Source organism: Myxococcus stipitatus DSM 14675 (assembly GCF_000331735.1).
GTDB classification, from domain to species: domain Bacteria; phylum Myxococcota; class Myxococcia; order Myxococcales; family Myxococcaceae; genus Myxococcus; species Myxococcus stipitatus.
In genome coordinates, this window is record NC_020126.1 from 4203137 (window position 1) to 4221291 (window position 18155).

The following is an 18155-nucleotide window of genomic DNA, read 5'->3' on the forward strand; positions in this document are numbered from 1 at the left end:
AGGTGGCTCCGGAGCGGAGCCCGCAGACGCTTACTGGTGCCCCGCAGAAAAATGAATATGCCCTATTCCCGGCTAGTCGCTTGAACCACAAATTCTAAGAAAAACGCGTGCGGGGAGTGTTCACTGCTTAACTTTGACGCATACGGCAAGTGAATCCAGTCATGCGCGGAGCGCGCAAGTAGGCCAAATTCATTGGAAATTTCCGGATGGGGTGTTGCGGGTCAGCGCGGCCAGATGCGCACCCAGTCGTCCTGGATGAGCTTGCCGTGGGTCTGGTCCGTGCTGCCGCTGGCCATGAAGCCCCTGGGGGCGCCCAGGGCGAGCGCGCCGGCCTCCACCCACAGCAGGAGCAGCAGGGCCACCGCGAAGGCGGGCACCCGCAATGCGAGCGTGGGGCGGCGGGCGGTGAGGACCACCGCGGGCAGGAGCAGCAGGGGAATCAATGCGGGGAAGACGGTGAGCAGGCCGCGCGTGTAGCCGAAGAAGGCCACGGTGATGAGGGCGCGGTGCAGGACGACGAGGGTGAGCAGGCTGAAGTCCCGCCACGGGCGCAGGAGCGACAGCGCGGCGCCGGCGAGGAGGAGCAGCATCAGGGGCCACTTCATCCACGTGCCCTCGGGGACGAACAGGTCCACGGGCGCCCGGGAGCCGGTGAGGCCCAGCGGGAGATTGGACGCACCCAGTCCCAGGTTGAGGCCGTCGAGCCAGCGCTCCAGCTTGGACACGCAGAGCCGGGCGGCGTCCACGGGGTGCTGGCGCATCCAGTCGAGTCCCACCGCGTAGCCGTGCAGGAGCAGGTGGCGGTGCGCGGGGTTGGCGATATCCAGGTGGCCGTCCTGGCCCAGCTCACTCACGGAGGCGGGGGTGAAGCCCCCCGTCGCGCGGGCGTTGTTCGCCATGGCGAAGTTGATGGGGCCGTACACGGTGATGGGCGCGAGCTCGGGGAGGGGCTCGAGTCCGGGCGTGCGGGCGTTGAGCTCATGCAGCACGTGGGCGTTGCGCACGGCCCAGGGGGCCAGCACCAGCCCGCTGAGGAGCACGGCGGCGCCCCAGCGCAAGGCCAGGGACTTGAGCGGCGTGGCGCCTCGGTGGAGCCAGGCCCACGCGAGCAGGAAGGGCCAGAGGTAGAGGTGCTCGGCGCGGGTAAGCGAGCCCAGGCCCATGACGAGGCCCAGGAGCAGCGCGCCGACGGGGGTGGGGCCCTCGCGGTGGCGCAGCACGAGCGCGAGCGTGGCGGACAGGAAGAAGGCGTAGAGGACCTCGTTGCTGTACGTGGTGGAGAGCACCAGCCACCCGAAGCTGGAGGCGAAGAGGCACGCGCCCACGAAGCTCCACGCGGTGCCCAGGAGCTTGCGCCACCACGCCCACGACAGCGCCACCGTGGCCGCGCTCAGCGCCGCGAGGCACAGCTTGTACGGGTACGCGCTGCCCTGGGGCTCGCCGAGCAGCCGATACAGCGTCCCGAGGAGCCAGGGGAACAGGGGCGGGTGGTAGGGGAGCGCGGCGGGGCCTTCGGTGCCTCGCACGTGCTCCAGCGCGTACGTGTGGAAGAAGCGCGAGTCGCCGTAGAAGAAGATGGAGAACGGCCAGGTGCGGTCCGGTGAGGACTGGAGATAGAGCCAGCGCAGGAGCAGGCTCAGCGTGAAGGTCACCGCGATGCCCAGCGCCGTCGGGTGCTGTTGCCACAGCCCGCGCGCGCTGACGAAGAACCGGCGCATGCCACCCCCGAGGAATCCGTGCACGCTAGCACCTCGGGCGGGCGCGAGTCCGGGTGTTCGGGCGTTCAGAAAAGAGACCTTGCCGTGAGTTGTCGATGGCGGGAGGCCGGACGCGCTCTCTAGAGTCCGGCCCGTCGCCGCTCGCCCGCGGCGTCCTTCACCCCCGCATGGAGCGTTGAGTGGCCCTCGCTGGTGACAAGTCCATCCTGGCCATCGACCTGGGTACCTCGGCCGTGAAGCTGGCCGTTGTCACGCTGCGCGGAAGAATCCTGGGCGGTGACGTGGAGCCGCTCGAGTTGCGGTTGCTCCCGGAAGGAGGCGCCGAGCAGGAGCCCGAGGCGTGGTGGCGCGCGGTGGTCCGAGGCACCCGGCGCCTCTTCGAATCGGGCGGGGTGTCCGCGCGCGACATCGTGGGCGTCAACTGCAGCTCCCAGTGGTCGGGCACCGTGGCGGTGGATGCGCGCGGCACGCCGCTGTGTCCCGCGCTCATCTGGATGGACTCGCGTGGGGCGCCGCATGTCCGGCGGGTGGCGCATGGCCTGATTCCCATCGAGGGCTATGGCCTGACGAGGCTCCTTCAGTGGATCCGCCTGTCGGGCGGCGCGCCGACCCTCTCCGGCAAGGACCCGGTGGGCCACATCCTCTATCTCCAGAGTGCCCGGCCCGACGTCTACCGCGACACGTACAAGTTCCTGGAGCCGAAGGACTGGCTCAACCTGAAGCTGAGCGGGCGCTTCGCCGCGTCCTATGACTCCATCACCCTGCACTGGGTGACGGACAACCGCGCGCTGAGCCGCATCGACTACGACGAGCGTCTGCTCAAGCTGTCGGGGCTGGAGCGCGACAAGCTGCCGGACCTGGTCCCGGCCGCGAGTGTGCTGGGGCCGTTGAGCGCGGAGGCCGCGCGCGAGCTGGGGTTGAGCGAGGACGTGCAGGTGGTGTCGGGCTCGCCGGACATCCTCGCGGCGGCGGTGGGGTCGGGCGCGGTGGGAGACCACGAGCCGCACCTGTGCGTGGGCACCTCGTCGTGGCTGTGCTGTCACGTGCCGTACAAGAAGACAGACATCTTCCACCAGATTGCGTCGGTGCCCTCCGCGCTGCCGGGCCGCTACCTGCTGGCCAACGAGCAGGAGTCGGCGGGCATCTGCCTGGCCTTCCTCAAGGACAACATCCTGTATGGCCATGGTCGGGGGCCGGGCGACGCGGAGGAGGACTCCGGCGAGGTGTACCGGCTGATGGAGCGCGAGGCCGGGAGCGTGCCCGCGGGGAGCGAGAACCTCATCTTCCTGCCGTGGCTCAACGGCGAGCGCAGCCCGGTGGATGACAAGTCGTTGCGCGGGGGCTTCTTCAACCAATCGCTCAAGACGACGCGGGCGCACATGGTTCGGGCGGTGATGGAGGGGGTGGCCTTCAACTCGCGCTGGCTGTTCTCGTACGTGGAGCAGTTCGTCGGACGGAAGCTGGAGTCGCTGCGCATCATCGGCGGTGGGGCCCGGTCGGCGCTCTGGTGCCAGATACACGCGGACGTGCTGGGCCGGGCGATCCAGCAGGTGGACGAGCCGGTGCTGGCCAACGCGCGGGGGGCCGCGTTCCAGGCGGCCGTCGCGCTGGGCGAGCTGACGGTGGAGGAGATTCCCTCCCTTGTTCCCATCGCGCGCACCTTCCATCCGGACCCCGCGAACCGCGGGCTGTACGACGAGCTGTTCCGAGAGTTCGTCAATCTCTACAAGAGCAACAAGGCCATCTTCGCGCGCCTCAACCGCGCGCGGAGCGCCTGACGCAGAGGAGCGCGTATGGCATTGCCAGACCCGAAGTCCCTGAACCTGTTGAACCATGTCCCGCCGCGTCTGCTCTCGGCGGCCGAGCGCTATCTCAAGGCCGTGCCGCTGGTGCGCGACCTGTTGTCCAAGGAGACGGACTCGCTGCTGTCGGGCCTGGAGGAGGGGCTGAAGCCCTACCGGGGGACGATACCGACGTATGAGCGGCTGCCGGTGACGGGCCGCTCGCGCGAGGACGTGCTGCGCGAGCTGGAGGCCATGGAGTCGAAGGAGGAGCCGCGCTGGCGCGAGGGCAAGGTGTCGGGCGCCGTGTACAACGGCGATGAAGGGCACATCGAGTTCCTCAACCGCGTCTATGGCATGCATTCGCAGAGCAACCCGCTGCACGCGGACCTCTGGCCGAGCGCCACCAAGTTCGAGGCCGAGGTCGTCGCCATGGCGGCGGGCATGCTGGGCGCGGACGCGGCCAACGCGGGGCGCCCCGCCGCCGAGCACATCTGCGGCTCCATGTCCTCGGGCGGCACCGAGAGCATCATGCTCGCGGTGAAGACGTATCGGGACTGGGCTCGGGCCACGAAGGGCATCACGAAGCCGGAGATGGTGGCGCCGTCCAGCGCGCATCCCGCGTTCGACAAGGCAGCGCACTACTTCGGCGTGAAGATGGTGCGAGTGCCGGTGGGGGAGGACTACCGCGCCGACGTGACGGCCATGCGCAAGGCCCTCACGCGCAACACCATCCTCATCATCGGCTCGGCGCCGGGGTTCCCCCACGGCGTCATCGACCCCATCCCGGAGCTGTCGGAGCTGGCGCGCAAGAAGCGCCTGGGCTTCCACACCGACGCGTGCCTGGGCGGCTTCGTGCTGCCCTTCGCGCGCAAGCTGGGGCGAGACGTGCCGCCGTTCGACTTCCGCTTGCCGGGCGTGACGTCCATGTCGGTGGACACGCACAAGTTCGGCTACGCGGCCAAGGGCTCGTCGGTGGTGCTGTACCGGGGCACGGAGCTGCGCTCGCACCAGTACTTCACCGCGACGGAGTGGCCTGGAGGCATCTACTTCTCGCCGACGTTCTCCGGCAGCCGCCCGGGGGCGCTCATCGCCGTGGCCTGGGCGTCGCTGGTGAGTACGGGCGAGCAGGGTTACCTGGAGGCCACGCGCCGCATCCTCGACACGGCGGACATGCTGAAGACAGGCATCCGCTCCATTCCGGAGCTGCACGTGCTGGGCGACCCGCTGTTCGTCATCGCCTTCGGCTCGGAGACGCTCGATATCTTCAAGGTGATGGAGCGGATGGGCGAGAAGGGGTGGAGCCTCAATGGCTTGCACAAGCCCGCGGCTGTCCACCTCTGCGTCACCTTGCGGCATGCGCAGCCTGGCGTGGCGGAGCAGTTCCTGGAAGACCTCCGCGAGGCCGTGGTGCACGTGAAGGCCCATCCCAGCGAGAAGGGGACGATGGCGCCCGTGTATGGCATGGCGGCCGCCGTCCCCTTCCGAGGGCTGGTGAGCGACTTGCTCAAGAAGTACATGGACCTGCTCTACAAGGTCTGAGCCTCACCGCCCCGCGCCCGTCGTCAGGCGCGGGGCCCTGACGGGCGCGCGGCCCACTCCCAGGTGGTGCCCTGGTGCAGCGCCGCGTAGATGTCGTCGCGCAGGACGTTGCATTCGTCATGCGTGAGGGTTCGGTCCAGCGCGCGCAGCACCACGCGGAGCAGCACGTTCTTCTGGTCCGCGCGCAGGGCCAGTCGCTTCACGGCGCTCGGGTGGAGCGCGGCGTAGGGTGTCTCCGTGACGACGAGGACGCTCTCCACCAGCTCCGCCCGTTCACCCAGCGCAGCGCGCACCGCGTCCCCGAGCTCCTCCGCCGTCGTGTCCTCGCCCAGCACCAGCGACATGTCGCGGCGCACCTCGGGCATCGACGACACCGGCTGATACCGCTCCAGGTTCATCAGCTGCGTTGAGATGCGCGGGTCCGCGGAGCGCAGGAGTCGGATGTCATCCAACTCCTTGCGCAACATCAGGATGCGGTCCATTCCCAGCCCCATCGCGAGCCCGGTGATGGGGCCGGCCTGAAGCCCGCTCTCCTCCAGTAGCGCGGGGAGTGCCAGTCCGCACTCCCCAATCTCCACCCAGTCGTCCCCGGCGCGCACGTCCACCTGGAGGCCGTCCGTCGTGTAGGGATGCACGGCCGGGGTGAGCTTCACCTCGCGTCCCGGGAGGAGCGCTCCCACGACGAGGGCAATCATCCGCCGCAAGTCCTCCGGCGTCAGCGGCGCCCCTTGCCGCACGCGCCACAGGTCCATCTGGTGGGGCTCACCCGTGTGCAGCCGGTCGATGCAGTCGCGCCGGTAGACGAGGCCGGGACAGGCCAGCAGCACGTCGCGCGGAGGGGCTGCGGCCAACTCGCGCAGGGCTCCCGGAATCATGGCGGACGTCTGGGTCCGCAAGAGCGCGGTGTCGCAGACATACCGGGTATAGCGCGCGTCTCGGGCGACACCCCCGGGTGGGTAGTGGAGCCGGTCGTAGTTGTCGGCGATGGAGACGACAGGACTCCGCCGGTGCACGACGACGTCACACTCCCAGGCGGAGCGGAGCGCCTCCAGCACGGCGCTCACGAGCTGCTGCAGCGCATGGGGCCCCGAAGCGGGGTCGGTCAAATCACGGACGGCGAGGGCGCGCCGAAGCTCCTCGGCGCTGAGGACGGAGATGGCAAGGGACGACATGGAGAACTCTCGAGAGCAATGGCAGTGGAAACGCGATGGTCTCCGGCGTGCCTGGCGAGAATTCCTCCTGGCGCCGCCGGCCTCGGATGCCCCCCCGGCGGTTCCGGGTGAGCGTCGCGCCAGACGGCGTTTCGCCAACGAGAGGTTCGTGCGCGCTCAGTGCAGCACGGCCTCCCGACACCCGAAAGGGGCCGGGGGGCTGCTAAATCGACGAGCGCTCACGACGAGAATCATGGTCCATCATCATTAACGACCACGATGTTTCAAGGCAAGGGGGTGTGCTCACGCGCCGGTCCCCGCCATCGCGCGGGTGGCGATTTCGGTGAGCTCCGCGTCCGTGAGCACCAACGGATTGGCCTTCATGCTGCTCGCCGCACGCGCCTTCGATACCAGCTCGCCGAGTCGCTCCGTCGTCATCCCGTAGGTCGCGAGCCCCGGTATCCGGAGCGCCTCCCGCAGCGACTCCACCCAGGCGACGGCGTCCTCCGCGCGTGCCTCCTCGCGACCGGTGAGCAGCACGGCCAGCTCGCGGAAGCGTGGGGTGGCGGGGTGCTCGGGAGCGCGGGCTCGCAAGGCGCGCAGGTTGACGTCGAGCACCGAGGGCAGCAGGGCCGCGCAGACCGCGCCATGGGGCGCGTCGAACATGCCCCCCACCGGGGCCGCGAAGCCGTGCACCGCCCCCAGCCCCGCGTTCGCCAGGCACAGCCCTCCGAGGAGGCTGGCCAGCGCCAGGTCCTCGCGAGCCTCCGCGTCCGGCCCCGAGAGCACGGCATCGCGCAGCGAGCGCGCGGAGCGGCGAATCCCCTCGCGCGCGAGGGCGTCCGTGATGGGGTTGGCTCTCGCGGAGAGGAACGGCTCGATGACCTGCGACAGCGCATCCATGCCGCTGCAGGCGAGGACCTGAGGCGGCGCGCCCATGAGCAGGTCCGGGTCCACCAGCGCCACGCGTGGCAACAGCTGCGGGCCGCGCAGGCTGGCCTTCACCTGCGCCTGCTTGGAGCCCAGCACCGCGTTGCGCGTCACCTCCGAGCCAGTGCCCGCGGTGGTGGGGATGGCCACGAAGGGGAGGGACGGACGCGTGAGCGCCTGCCCCCGTCCAATCACCTCCAGGTAGTCCAGCGGGTCTCCCCCTTGGGCCGCGAGCGCCGCCAGCGCCTTGCCGGTGTCGAGCGCGCTGCCACCTCCCATCGCCACTACGCCGTCGCAGCGCGACTCCGCCAGGACGGACAGGCCCTCGCGCACGAGCTCCACCGTGGGCTCACCGTCCACGCGGAAGGTCCGCACCGGGAGGCCCAGCCCCTCCAGCGCCGCGAGGAGTCCTCGCGCCCGCGTGGACGACTTGCCGGTGACGAGCAGCACGCGCTGGATCCCCAGCGCGCGCACCAGCCCAGGGGCCTCGGAGAGCTTGCCGGGACCGAAGACGATGCGCGTGGCGGTGGCGAACTCGAAGGCGAGGGGACTCACCAGCCCGCGTCCTCGGGGAAGACGTTGACGTACTTCTGGCTCGCACGGGGCACCGCCATCATCGGCGCCACGACGTCTCGCCAGCGCAGGTAGTGCGCCGTCTGCTTGTGCTCGGCGGGGGCGGCGTCCGTCCGGTAGACCTCCACGAGCAGGAAGCGCGTCGGGTCCTCCGCGTCCTGGAGGAGGTCGAAGCGCGCGATGCCGGGCTCCTTCACGCTTTCGCGCGCGTTGGCCAGGGTGGCTTCGCGGAACGCGTCCACCTGCTCCGGCTTGACGTGGACCTGGACGTGGACGATTCGCAGGCTGTTGGGCATGCCCCGAAACTACTCCGGGCCCGGGTCGCGTGGGGGCGCGAGCCGGACCCGGTAGAAGGCACGGTGTGGTCTTCCGTACAGGCGTCGAGAGGACTACGGCGCCTTGATGACCGCCGTGGGGCTCAGCACGTCCTCGAGCTTGCGGGCCATCATCCACCCGTCGTGATAGACGACGCCCGTCTGGGTGATGGTGTCGTTCCGGTACAGGCCCACCTTCAGGTAGTTGAGCATTCCCCGGTACTGGGTCGCGATGTAGCGCTTGGGCAGCACCACCTTCCCGTCGAGGTACAGCTCCACGAAGCCCACCTTCGCGTCCGGCGACCAGCGCACGTGGAAGATGAAGTCCATCCACTTGCCGCGCACCAGCGGGGTGCGCCAGACGATGGTGCCCGGGTTGCCGCCGATGTTCAGGCGGACCTCATCGCCATAGACATAGAACTCCACCGGCGGCGAGCCGCCCGCGTCGGCGTCCTGGTGCCACTGGGTGAAGAGCTGCCACGTCTTCGCGTTGGGGAACGTGGAGTCGAACATCGTGCTCCAGCGGTAGTAGTACTCGGAGCCCGTCGCCTCGCGCGTCATCCGCACCAGCTCGTTGCGATTGCCGCTGGAGTTGATGGGGTCGTCCCCATGCCGCACCGTGGCCTTGAGGGAGTAACCCCCCTGACGCCGGGGCGAGGACACCACCGCCAGCCGGTCCGCGCTCACCATCTGCGCCCGCGTCCACTGGTTGCGGTCTCCCGACTCGAAGTCACCCACCCACACGACGCTGGCGCCCGTGGGGGGCGGAGGCGTGGTGGTGCCGCCACCGGAGCACGCGCGGGCCTCCGCGATGGAGGCCCAGTCGTTCAGGTTGTTGCCCTGCACGGTGATGCGCACGCGCCGCGCGGAGATGGAGTTGAACGTGTACGTCTCCGTGTCCGCCGACTTGCGGCTGGTGCCGCTGTAGACCTGCGTATACGTGTAGCCATCCGGCGAGGTGGACACCGTGAAGGTGTTGGTCCGCGTGGTGCCTTCGTGCCAGTTGACCGCGACGCCGGTGATGGGCTTGACGGAGCCCAGGTCGTAGTCAATCCACGCGCCCTTGCCCAGGTAGCTCCAGCGCGTGGTGAGGCGGTCGTCCATCGTGTTGGCGGGGACGTTGCCGTCATGGCCCTTGGCGATGACGGACGCGGCGGTGAGCTGCGTACAGCCCGTGGCCGCGAGCCCGGTGGCGGAAGTGGTCGTGGCGAAAGTCGTGGCTTCGAGTCCGGGGGCCTCGCCCAGCTCGGATACATCCTGTGGGCCGCACGCACTACCGCCCAGGCAGAGCAGTGCTCCGGCCAGCAGAAGGGACTTCGTCATGTAGGGACCTCAAGGGGTTACAAAGACAGACGGAGGCTGAGTCCGGCGGGCGTCTCACGACGGCGCGCCGGTGGTGGGGTTCAGTTGTCGGGCTTCTCCAAGGTCACGGCGGGGGAACGCCGCGTTGCAACGCAGACAACCATCGACCAATTTTATTTCGTATTCAACAGTTCTCGTCACGCCTGCCTGCTCTACAGCTGGCAAGGCTGCGTCGGCGAAGGTGGTGGAGGCGGAAACGTTTGTCATTGGTGGCGGGTGCACGCGGGATGTGAGGGTTTGCGCGCACGCCGTGCGGGGCCGAGGAGGCGGCCGTTGGCCCGCTGGGCATGTCCGCCGACACATTCAGTACACACGCACAACCCCTGGGAGCGAGGGGCGCGGACGGGTGGGGGCGTTAGAGGTCTGTGTTCTGGAGGTGCTCATGAGCTCGTCTGCGGGCGTGTGCATGGCCTGTGGGACGCGATTGGCCCCCGGCCTCGCCACATGCCCGCGCGCGTCGTCGCTGACGCCCCTGGCGGATGGCGTTCGGCGGTGGGGGACTGGTGCGTGTCTGCCCCCGCTGGTGGGGCGGTCGGCGTTGTTGGAGCGGTTGAAGTGGTGCGCGGAGGAGGCGCGGCGAGGGCTGGGGCGCGCCGTGTGGCTGGTGGGCGTGGAGGGCATTGGCAAGTCGAGGCTGAAGGACGCGCTGGTGGAGGCGTTGTCCGGCGGTCGCTTCGAGGTGTGGGAGGGCAGCGGGGTGGCCTTCCCGGGGACCCCCGCGGGGCCGTTCCTGGACCTGTTGGATGCCACGCGGGGACTCCGGCCGGCGCCGGGCGTGGGGCGCATGTCCAGCGCGGAGGCGGAGCGCGTCTGTCGCTTCCTGGACGGGCGCGAGTGGCGGGGCATCCCCGCGAGCCTCGCCTCGGAGAGCGTCGCGCTGTTCGATGCGCTCTGCCATTCGCTGCTGCCGCACCGCGCGCCGCGCGTCCTCATCCTGGAGGACTGGCAGCACGCGGACCGGCTCAGCCGGGCCATCATCGAGGTCCTGGTGACTCGGCTGACCCACCTGCCCGTGCTGGTGCTCGTGCTGGAGCGCACGGCGGGAACGGCGCTCGTGCCCGCGCCCGCGGAGGTGCTCGAGCTGGGGCCGCTGGGGGCCGAGGAGGTGTCGGCCTGGGTGGAGTCGCGCGTGTCACCGGGCCCGGCCCGGGACGAGGTGCTGCGGGTGGGCTCGGGGCATCCGTTGATGCTGCTGCATGCGCTCGCGTACCAGCAGGAGGGCCTGCGGGAGTCGCTGCCTCGCACGGGGTCGGAGGTGCTGGGGGCACGCTTCGATGCGCTGTCCGCCACCCGGCGCGAGGCGCTGCAGGTGAGCGCGGTGCTGGGGCCGTGCTTCCCTCGGCCGGTGCTGGGGGCGCTGGTGGGTGGGTTCTCGTGCCTCGCGGCGCTGGAGTCGGGGGGCTGGCTCAAGCCCGTCTCCGGAGGGCGGTACATGTGGGGGGCTCGGACGCCAGGACTGGGGGCGACCTGGTCGGACGCGGACCGGGTGGAGCTGCACCGGCGGGCGGCGGAGGCGTATGAGGCGCTGCCCACGGAGTCTCGCAAGCGCGCGTGCGCGGAATTGTCGCGTCACTGGCTCGCGGCGAAGTGCCCGGAGCGGGCGCTGCCTCACTTGATGGAGGTGGCGGGGTGGAGCCTCGCCGCGCTCGCACCCGCGTCGGCGCTGGAGGTGTACCGGGTGGCGCTCGACGTGGCCGCGCGGCTGTCATTGGAGGCCGCGCGCCGCTGGTCTCGGGTGCTCTGGGAGCGGATGGGGGACGCGCACCGGCTGGCCGGAGAGCGCGCGGAGGCCGAGTCCGCGTGGAGGATTGCCCTCTCGCTGGATGAGCCCCATCCGGTGGCGGCGGCGCCCGAGCGGCTCCAGTGCTTGCAGAAGCTCGCGTCGGTGGTGCTGTCGCTGGAGCGCTACGACGAGGTGGTGACGCTGGCCGAGGAGGCGGGGGCGTGTGATGTGTCCCAGGACGCGCTCTTGTCCCGGGCCTCGCTCGATGCGCTGTGTGCGCTGGCGCTGTGCTGGATGGCCCGCTTCGATGAGGCCTACTCGCGGTTGGCGACCGCGCGTGCGCGGCTGCTCCAGCTCCCCAACACGGAGGTGCCTGGCCGCGCGAGCGTGGAGTCGGTCCTCCATCGCGCCATGGGGACGCTGCTGATGGGGCAGGGCCGCCCGGAGCAGGCCACCATGGAGTACGCGGCCGTGCTGCGATGGACGGAGCGCTCGGGGGATACGTGGGAGCACTCCACGGCACTGTTCAACCTGGGGGATGCGTATGCCCGCGCGGGGGAGCGTGAGCGGGCGGTGCACTACTTCCAGCTCGCGTTGGACCTCAAGGCCCGGATGGGGGACCGAGGGGGCATGGCGTACACGCACCACGGGCTCGCGCTGCTGCATTCGCAGGCCGACGCACCGGAGCTCGCGAAGGAGGATGCGGTGCGCGGGCTCCAGCTCGCGGGGATGCTGGGGGACCGGAAGCTGAAGTCGCTCCTGCGCTGTGCCCTGGGGCGGGCGCACCTGCGCCTCGGAGAGCGGGAGGAGGCCGCGCATCAGCTCCAGCTCGCCGCGCAGGATGCCGCCGCGGCCAATGCTCGACCGGAGCTGCTCCAGGCGCAGGCCGCGCTGCGTGCGCTCGAGGCTCGCCGCTGAGGGCTCACGGTGAGGCCGCGCTGCGTGCGCTCGAGGCCCGCCGCTGAGGGCTCACGGTGAGGCCGCGCTGCGTGCGCTCGAGGCCCGCCGCTGAGGGCTCACGGTGAGGCCGCGCTGCGTGCGCTCGAGGCCCGTTGCTGAGCGCGCTCACGGTGATTGACGGAACGGTCCCGGGGGATGGAGTGTCCACCGGGCGTGACCTCCTCTTCTTCGTTCCCGCGCTGGGTCCTGCCGCTGTGTCTCCTCGTCTGGGTGGGGGTGGCCCGAGGCGCCTCGGATGAGGCGGACCCCTTCGAGTCGTTCCTCCGCCCCGGTCAGCCGGTGGCGGAGGGCTTCGCGCCCTGGACCGACGTGTCGAAGGCTCGCGCCGGAAGTCCCGTGTCGGCGCTGGCGCGCGGGCGCGTGGTGTCCGTCAGCGCGGAGCGGGACCGCGTCACGCTGGAGCACCTGTTTCACGAGAACCACGAGCTGCTTCGAGTCCGCTCGGAGTACGCGGGCCTGGAGGCCGTGGCGCTTCGCGTCGATGCCCTCGTCACCCGAGGCCAGGTGCTGGGCCGGGTGGGAAGGCGGTCCGCGCCGAGCGTGTCGCTGGTCCGAGAGCGGCGCCTGTCCGTCGAGGAGGCCCGCCGCTTCACGTCCGAGCGCGCGCGCCTGCCTCAGCCCGCGACGGAGCCGGTGCTGGTGCTCATCTCCCACGCGAAGCACCAGCTCCGTCTGTACGAGCGAGGCGTCGAGCGCGCGCGGGTGGAGGTGGGCTTCGGGCAGGGGACGGGACCGAAAGTGGAGCGAGGGGACAACCGCACGCCTGTCGGCATGTACTTCATCGTCAACACGCATCGCGGGGAGTTTCCCGGCCCGTATGGCGCCTATTACGGCGGGCACTGGCTGAAGGTGAACTACCCCAACCCTTGGGACGCCCTCCGAGGCGTCGAGCGCGGCTGGCTGACGCAGAAGACGCGCGAGCGCATCGCCAAGGCGTGGGAGGCCCGCGAGGCCACGGAGGCCAGCACCCGACTGGGAAGCGGCATCGGCTTCCACGGCTGGAAGGGGGAGTGGACCCTGGAGCAGACCCAGGGCCGCCTGTCATGGGGGTGTGTCGTGTTCCATCCCCGTGATATCGCCGCGCTGTATGCGCGGATGCCGCGCGGCACCATGGTTGTCCTCTTCTAGCCGGGCCCGAGGCATGGAATTCTTCGCGGGTGATCGAGCTCGAGACCCCCGAAGCCTTCGAGAAGCACCTGCGCTCAGGCGCGAGCCTCTCCCATGTCGTCATCCAGGGACTGGACCTCCGGCGCTACACGCGTGAGCTGAGCACCGTCGCGCTCACCGGGACGGTGTTCCTGGGCTGCGAGCTGGAGAAGGACGCGCTCCAGGCCGCGCTCGCGCACGGAGCGCTGGTGTTCCCGCCCATCTCCGGCGTGCCGTATCACCCCTACCGAGGCAGCCTCTACACGCCGGAGGAGCTCTACGCGGGCTTCGATCCCGCGCATCCGGAGACCTACGAGGCGACGCTCGACGCGCGCATCTATCGCCACTGGGAGGCCCACGGCCGGGGCACTCCTCCCACGCTGCTGGAGACCCTCGCGCAGCGGCTGCATGACCACGCCATCACCGACGCGATGGAGGACCTGCTCGCGGCGGGCCATGAGCCTCGGAAGGTGGTGGCCATCATGGGCGGCCACTCCATGAAGCGCGGTCAGCCGGACTATCGCGGGGTCGCGATGCTGGCGCGGGAACTGGCTCGCGCGGGGTTCTTCCTGGTCAGCGGCGGTGGCCCGGGCGCGATGGAGGCCACGCACGTGGGGGCCTGGTTCTCCCAGCGTTCCGAGAGCGAGCTGGACGCCGCGCTCGCCCTCCTCGCCAAGGCCCCCAGCTACACGGACCGGGAATGGCTGGCGCGGGCCTTCGAGGTGCGCTCCGCGTTCCCGCTGGGGCCTCGCGATGAGTTCGCGTGCTCGAGCCTGGGCATCCCCACGTGGCACTACGGCCATGAGCCGCCCAACCCCTTCGCCACGCACATCGCCAAGTACTTCGCCAACAGCGTGCGCGAGGACGGCCTGCTCACCATCGCGAAAGGCGGCATCGTCTACGCGCCGGGCAGCGCGGGCACCATCCAGGAGATCTTCCAGGACGCGTGCCAGAACCACTACAACAGCGTGGGCGTCATCAGCCCGATGATCTTCCTGGGCACCGAGTTCTGGACGCGCACCCGTCCCGTGTACCCGCTGCTCGCGCAGCTCGCCCAGGGGCAGGAGTATGCGCGGCACCTGATGCTGACCGACTCGCGCGACGACGTGGTGAAGGCGTTGCTGGACTATGACCGGGCCTCGCTCGACGCGGCCTGATATCTCGCGGTCGAGCGCGCCGTGAGGCGGCCAGGATGGGCAACATGGGACGCAAGCGCGGGAGCTACGAGGACAAGCCGTGGATGCACAAGCCACGGGCGTTCGGGAACTACGGACCGACGCGGCCGAAGGCCATCTTCTTCGACGTGGATGACACCCTGGTCGACCGCACGGGGGCCTTCGCGCGCTACTTCGAGGCGCTCATGGCCCGCTTCCCCTCGGTGTTCCCCGAGCACCGCCGCGCCGAGGACTTCGCCACCATCCAGTCGTTCGACGGGCGAGGAGGGCGGGACCGGGACGCCTTCTGCCTCGACGTGACGAAGACCTTCCCCATGGGCATCTCCGCGAAGGAGCTGTGGACGGACTTCCGGATGACCCTGCCGGGCCTGGTGGGGACGGACGCGAAGCTGGTGGAGTGGGTGAGCGCGCTGGCGAAGCGCCATCCCGTTGTCACCGTCTCCAATGGATTCGCGGGCACCCAGCGCATGAAGCTCCTGCGCGCGGGCCTCTACCACGCGGTGCCGGAGGGCTTCTTCTCCAGCGAGGTGGGCGTGGAGAAGCCAGACCCGCGCATCTTCCTGGCGGCGCTGGAGCACGTGCGGCGAGAGCCCTCGGAGGTGCTCCACGTGGGCGACGACCCGGAGCGCGACATCGTCGGCGCGGCGAAGGTGGGCATCACCACCTGCTGGGTGTCCCATGGACGCCCGTGGCCCGCGGCGCTTCCCCCGCCGACCTTCACCGTGGAGCGCATCACCTCGCGCGTCGAGGACTTCGCGCAGGTGCTTTCGACATGGACATGAACGCCGTGGTCGGCTCGCACGACCTGCTCTTCTTGACGCTGGACACCCTGCGCTTCGATGTGGCCTCGGAGCTGGCCACCTCGGGCCGCATCCCCCACCTTGCCGCGCTCATGCCCGGAGGCCAGTGGGAGGAGCGCCACTCCCCCGCGAGCTTCACCTACGCCGCGCACCACGCCTTCTTCGCGGGCTTCCTGCCCACGCCCGCGCGTCCGGGGCGGCACTCGCGCTTGTTCGCCATGCGCTTCGAGGGGAGCGAGACGACGGGGCAGGGCACCTGCGTGTTGGACGCACCGGACCTGGTGACGGGCCTGGCCGCGCGCGGCTACCACACGGTGTGCATCGGCGGGGTGGGCTTCTTCAACAAGCTCAACCCGCTGGGCAACGTGCTGCCGGGCCTCTTCGCCGAAAGCCACTGGGCGCCCGAGTTGGGGGTGCGCGAGCCTCGCTCCACCGAGCTCCAGGTGGCGCTGGCCGTGCGGCGGCTGGCGGAGGTTCCCTCGGAGCAGCGCGTGTTCCTCTTCATGAACATCTCCGCGCTCCACCAGCCCAACCGCCACTACCTGCCCGGAGCCACCGAGGACTCCCGCGCGACCCACGCGGCAGCCCTGGAATACGTGGACAGTCAGCTTCCACCCCTCTTCGCCGCGCTCCGCCGGAGGGGGGCGGCTTTCTGCATCGTCTGCTCAGACCACGGCACGGCGTACGGCGAGGACGGCTATAACGGTCACCGCGTGGGCCACCCCGTCGTCTGGACGGTGCCCTACGCCGAGTTCACCCTGTCGCGAGAGTCCGCACCATGAAGCGCCTGGAAGAGATGCTCGAGGGGTCGCCGTACGTGGCGTACCTCTATGGCTACCCGCACAAGACGGCCTACCGTCCCTTCGCTCCGGCGCTCTCCCTGGAGTCGGTGTGGGCGGAGGAGCGGCGGGACGCCTTGTTCCTCTACTTCCATGTCCCGTTCTGCGAGATGCGGTGTGGCTTCTGCAACCTCTTCACGGCGGCGGGCCCCAAGCAGGACGTGGTGGACGGGTACCTGGCGGCGCTGGAGCGGGAGACCCGGCGCGTGAAGGAGGCGCTGGGCACGGCGAGCTTCGCGCGGCTCGCGGTGGGCGGTGGCACTCCGACCTTGCTCGACGTGGCCGGGCTGCACCGCGTGTTCGACCTGGCGGAGGACGTGCTGGGCGCGGACCCGCATCACATCCCCGTCTCGGTGGAGGTGTCGCCGGAGACGGTGGACGCGGAGAAGCTGCGGGTGCTGCGGGCGCGTGGGACGGACCGGGTGAGCATGGGCGTGCAGAGCTTCATCGAGGCCGAGGTGGCCGCGGTGAAGCGGCCCCAGAAGACGGCGCAGGTGGAGTCGGCGCTGGACCTCATCCGCTCGACGGGGTTCCCCACGCTGAACCTGGACCTCATCTATGGGATGGAAGGGCAGACGGTGGAGAGCTTCCTGTTCTCCCTGCGGGCCGCGCTGCGCTTCTCCCCGGAGGAGGTCTACCTGTATCCGCTCTACGTGCGGCCGCTCACCTTCCTGGGGAAGAAGTCGCGCGCGTGGGATGACCTGCGGCTCTCGCTGTATCGCGCGGGCCGCGAGTTCCTCTTGTCGGAGGGCTACACCCAGGTGTCGATGCGGATGTTCCGCGCGCGCCACGCGCCGGATGCGTCGGGGCCGGTGTACCGCTGCCAGGAGGATGGGATGGTGGGCCTGGGGTGCGGCGCTCGCTCGTACACGGGCCGGGTGCATTACTCGTCCGAGTACGCGGTGGGCTCGCGCGAGGTGCGCTCCATCATCGCGTCGTACAGCGAGCGGACGTCCGAGTCGTTCGGCGAGGTGGGCTACGGCTTCCGGTTGAGTGGCGAGGAGCGGCGGCGCCGGCACATGCTGTTGTCGCTGCTGGCGGATGGCGTGGACTTCGCGGCGTACCGGGAGCGGTTCTGCTCTGACGTGCTGGAGGACTTCCCGGAGCTGCTGGAGCTGGAGGCCCACGGGCTGGCGCGGCGCGAGGGCGTGGGGCTGGTGCTCACGGCGGCGGGCGTGGAGCGCTCGGACCTGATTGGTCCCTGGCTGCACTCGGAAGGCGTGCGCGCGTTGTCCGAGGAGTACGCCTGGCGATGAAGCTCACCGTGCTCTATCGAGGCCCGCTCTCCAGCTGCAACTACGGTTGCGAGTACTGCCCTTTCGGGAAGTGGAAGCACACCGAGGAGGAGCTCGCGAAGGACCGCGCGGACCTGGAGCGGTTCGTGTCGTGGGTGGAGGCGCGGACGGGAGACACGATGTCCGTGTTCTTCACGCCGTGGGGCGAGGCGCTCATCTGGCCCTGGTATCAGCAGGCATTGGCGCGGCTGACGCAGCTGGGGCACGTGGATCGCGTGGCGGTGCAGACGAACCTGTCCTGCAACCTGGACTGGGTGAAGGACTGCCGCGCGGAGAAGCTGGGCATCTGGGCCACGTACCATCCGGAGTGGACGAAGCGGCATCGCTTCCTGGCGAAGTGCCAGACGTTGTCCGAGCTGGGCGTCCGCTACAGCGCGGGCATGGTGGGCTTCACGCGCTTCGCGGAGGAGGCGGAGGCGCTGCGCCGCGAGCTGCCCGAGGACGCGTACCTGTGGATCAACGCGGTGAAGGACGGACAGGAGGAGCCCTACACCTCGGAGGACATCGCGCGCTTCACCTCGGTGGACCCGCTGTTCCCCGTGAACAACGTGCGTCACCCCAGCCTGGGCCGCGCGTGCAGGGGCGGGGAGTCGGTCATCTCCGTGGACGGAGAGGGCACGGCGCGTCGCTGTCACTTCATCGATGAGGCCATCGGAAACATCTACGCGCCGGACTTCGACCAGGCGCTGCGCCCTCGGGCGTGCTCGAAGGCGACCTGTGGCTGTCACATCGGCTACGTGCACATGGACTACCTGGAGCTGGACCGCGTCTTCGGCTCCGGCATCCTGGAGCGCGTGCCCGTGAATCCTCTGTGGCGAGCGGGTGTCACCGCTCGCGCGGACTGAC

The 18155-nt window shown here is 70.0% G+C and carries 14 protein-coding genes; 9 read left to right on the forward strand and 5 right to left on the reverse strand.

From position 1 onward, the window contains the following. Positions 1 to 221 precede the first annotated feature (221 nt). Entirely contained in the window at positions 222 to 1718 is a 1497-nt protein-coding gene (locus tag MYSTI_RS16530) for an ArnT family glycosyltransferase (RefSeq protein ID WP_015348918.1), read from the reverse strand. Between the two features lie 179 nt (positions 1719 to 1897). Between MYSTI_RS16530 and MYSTI_RS16535 the strand changes: the two genes are divergently transcribed. Both MYSTI_RS16535 and MYSTI_RS16540 read left to right on the forward strand, forming a co-directional pair. Beyond that, the gene (locus MYSTI_RS16535) at positions 1898 to 3496 is read left to right on the forward strand and encodes a xylulokinase (protein ID WP_015348919.1); all 1599 of its coding nucleotides are present in this window, start codon (positions 1898 to 1900) and stop codon (positions 3494 to 3496) included. Between the two features lie 15 nt (positions 3497 to 3511). After that, positions 3512 to 5041 carry a pyridoxal phosphate-dependent decarboxylase family protein gene (locus MYSTI_RS16540; protein ID WP_015348920.1) on the forward strand — a complete coding sequence of 510 codons (1530 nt, stop codon included), beginning with the start codon at positions 3512 to 3514 and terminating at the stop codon, positions 5039 to 5041. Positions 5042 to 5064: 23 nt separating this feature from the next. Here the strand turns inward: MYSTI_RS16540 and srmL are convergent, their stop codons facing one another. From srmL to MYSTI_RS16560, 4 genes are all read right to left on the reverse strand, one after another. Then, positions 5065 to 6213 carry a PheS-related mystery ligase SrmL gene (gene srmL / locus MYSTI_RS16545; protein WP_015348921.1) on the reverse strand — a complete coding sequence of 383 codons (1149 nt, stop codon included), beginning with the start codon at positions 6211 to 6213 and terminating at the stop codon, positions 5065 to 5067. A gap of 282 nt (positions 6214 to 6495) precedes the next feature. Further along, entirely contained in the window at positions 6496 to 7677 is a 1182-nt protein-coding gene (locus tag MYSTI_RS16550) for an iron-containing alcohol dehydrogenase (protein WP_015348922.1), read from the reverse strand. Next, positions 7674 to 7991 carry an antibiotic biosynthesis monooxygenase gene (locus MYSTI_RS16555; RefSeq protein ID WP_015348923.1) on the reverse strand — a complete coding sequence of 106 codons (318 nt, stop codon included), beginning with the start codon at positions 7989 to 7991 and terminating at the stop codon, positions 7674 to 7676. Before MYSTI_RS16555 ends, MYSTI_RS16550 begins: the two co-directional genes overlap by 4 nt. A 93-nt stretch (positions 7992 to 8084) precedes the next feature. Continuing rightward, a complete protein-coding gene (locus MYSTI_RS16560; protein WP_015348924.1) occupies positions 8085 to 9332 on the reverse strand; it encodes a heparin lyase I family protein in 1248 nt (415 codons plus the stop codon). 421 nt (positions 9333 to 9753) lie between these two features. On the opposite strand from MYSTI_RS16560, the gene MYSTI_RS16565 reads away from it, so the two are divergent. The 7 genes from MYSTI_RS16565 (at position 9754) to MYSTI_RS16595 (ending at position 18154) form a co-directional block, all read left to right on the forward strand. Then, complete coding sequence (locus MYSTI_RS16565; RefSeq protein ID WP_015348925.1) at positions 9754 to 12012, forward strand: AAA family ATPase; 2259 nt, start codon at positions 9754 to 9756, stop codon at positions 12010 to 12012. 195 nt (positions 12013 to 12207) lie between these two features. Continuing rightward, entirely contained in the window at positions 12208 to 13182 is a 975-nt protein-coding gene (locus MYSTI_RS16570) for a L,D-transpeptidase family protein (RefSeq protein WP_015348926.1), read from the forward strand. 29 nt (positions 13183 to 13211) lie between these two features. After that, a complete protein-coding gene (locus MYSTI_RS16575; protein WP_015348927.1) occupies positions 13212 to 14357 on the forward strand; it encodes an LOG family protein in 1146 nt (381 codons plus the stop codon). 44 nt (positions 14358 to 14401) lie between these two features. After that, on the forward strand, positions 14402 to 15157 hold the full coding sequence (locus tag MYSTI_RS16580; RefSeq protein ID WP_015348928.1) for an HAD family hydrolase: 756 nt from the start codon (positions 14402 to 14404) through the stop codon (positions 15155 to 15157). Then, the gene (locus MYSTI_RS16585) at positions 15148 to 15957 is read left to right on the forward strand and encodes an STM4013/SEN3800 family hydrolase (protein WP_015348929.1); all 810 of its coding nucleotides are present in this window, start codon (positions 15148 to 15150) and stop codon (positions 15955 to 15957) included. The genes MYSTI_RS16580 and MYSTI_RS16585 overlap by 10 nt, the downstream gene beginning before the upstream one ends. Further along, on the forward strand, positions 15954 to 17270 hold the full coding sequence (locus MYSTI_RS16590) for an STM4012 family radical SAM protein (protein WP_015348930.1): 1317 nt from the start codon (positions 15954 to 15956) through the stop codon (positions 17268 to 17270). Before MYSTI_RS16585 ends, MYSTI_RS16590 begins: the two co-directional genes overlap by 4 nt. Next, positions 17267 to 18154, forward strand: a complete 888-nt coding sequence (locus MYSTI_RS16595; RefSeq protein WP_015348931.1) for an STM4011 family radical SAM protein — start codon at positions 17267 to 17269, stop codon at positions 18152 to 18154. The genes MYSTI_RS16590 and MYSTI_RS16595 overlap by 4 nt, the downstream gene beginning before the upstream one ends. Position 18155 lies beyond the last annotated feature (1 nt).

Excerpts from the sequence above, each read along its gene's own strand:
- MYSTI_RS16530 (WP_015348918.1), bottom strand. The coding sequence starts at position 1,718 with ATGCGCCGGTTCTTCGTCAGCGCGCGCGGGCTGTGGCAACAGCACCCG.
- MYSTI_RS16540 (WP_015348920.1), top strand. The coding sequence starts at position 3,512 with ATGGCATTGCCAGACCCGAAGTCCCTGAACCTGTTGAACCATGTCCCG.
- srmL (WP_015348921.1), bottom strand. The coding sequence starts at position 6,213 with ATGTCGTCCCTTGCCATCTCCGTCCTCAGCGCCGAGGAGCTTCGGCGC.
- MYSTI_RS16555 (WP_015348923.1), bottom strand. The coding sequence starts at position 7,991 with ATGCCCAACAGCCTGCGAATCGTCCACGTCCAGGTCCACGTCAAGCCG.
- MYSTI_RS16560 (WP_015348924.1), bottom strand. The coding sequence starts at position 9,332 with ATGACGAAGTCCCTTCTGCTGGCCGGAGCACTGCTCTGCCTGGGCGGT.
- MYSTI_RS16565 (WP_015348925.1), top strand. The coding sequence starts at position 9,754 with ATGAGCTCGTCTGCGGGCGTGTGCATGGCCTGTGGGACGCGATTGGCC.
- MYSTI_RS16580 (WP_015348928.1), top strand. The coding sequence starts at position 14,402 with ATGGGACGCAAGCGCGGGAGCTACGAGGACAAGCCGTGGATGCACAAG.
- MYSTI_RS16585 (WP_015348929.1), top strand. The coding sequence starts at position 15,148 with ATGGACATGAACGCCGTGGTCGGCTCGCACGACCTGCTCTTCTTGACG.
- MYSTI_RS16590 (WP_015348930.1), top strand. The coding sequence starts at position 15,954 with ATGAAGCGCCTGGAAGAGATGCTCGAGGGGTCGCCGTACGTGGCGTAC.
- MYSTI_RS16595 (WP_015348931.1), top strand. The coding sequence starts at position 17,267 with ATGAAGCTCACCGTGCTCTATCGAGGCCCGCTCTCCAGCTGCAACTAC.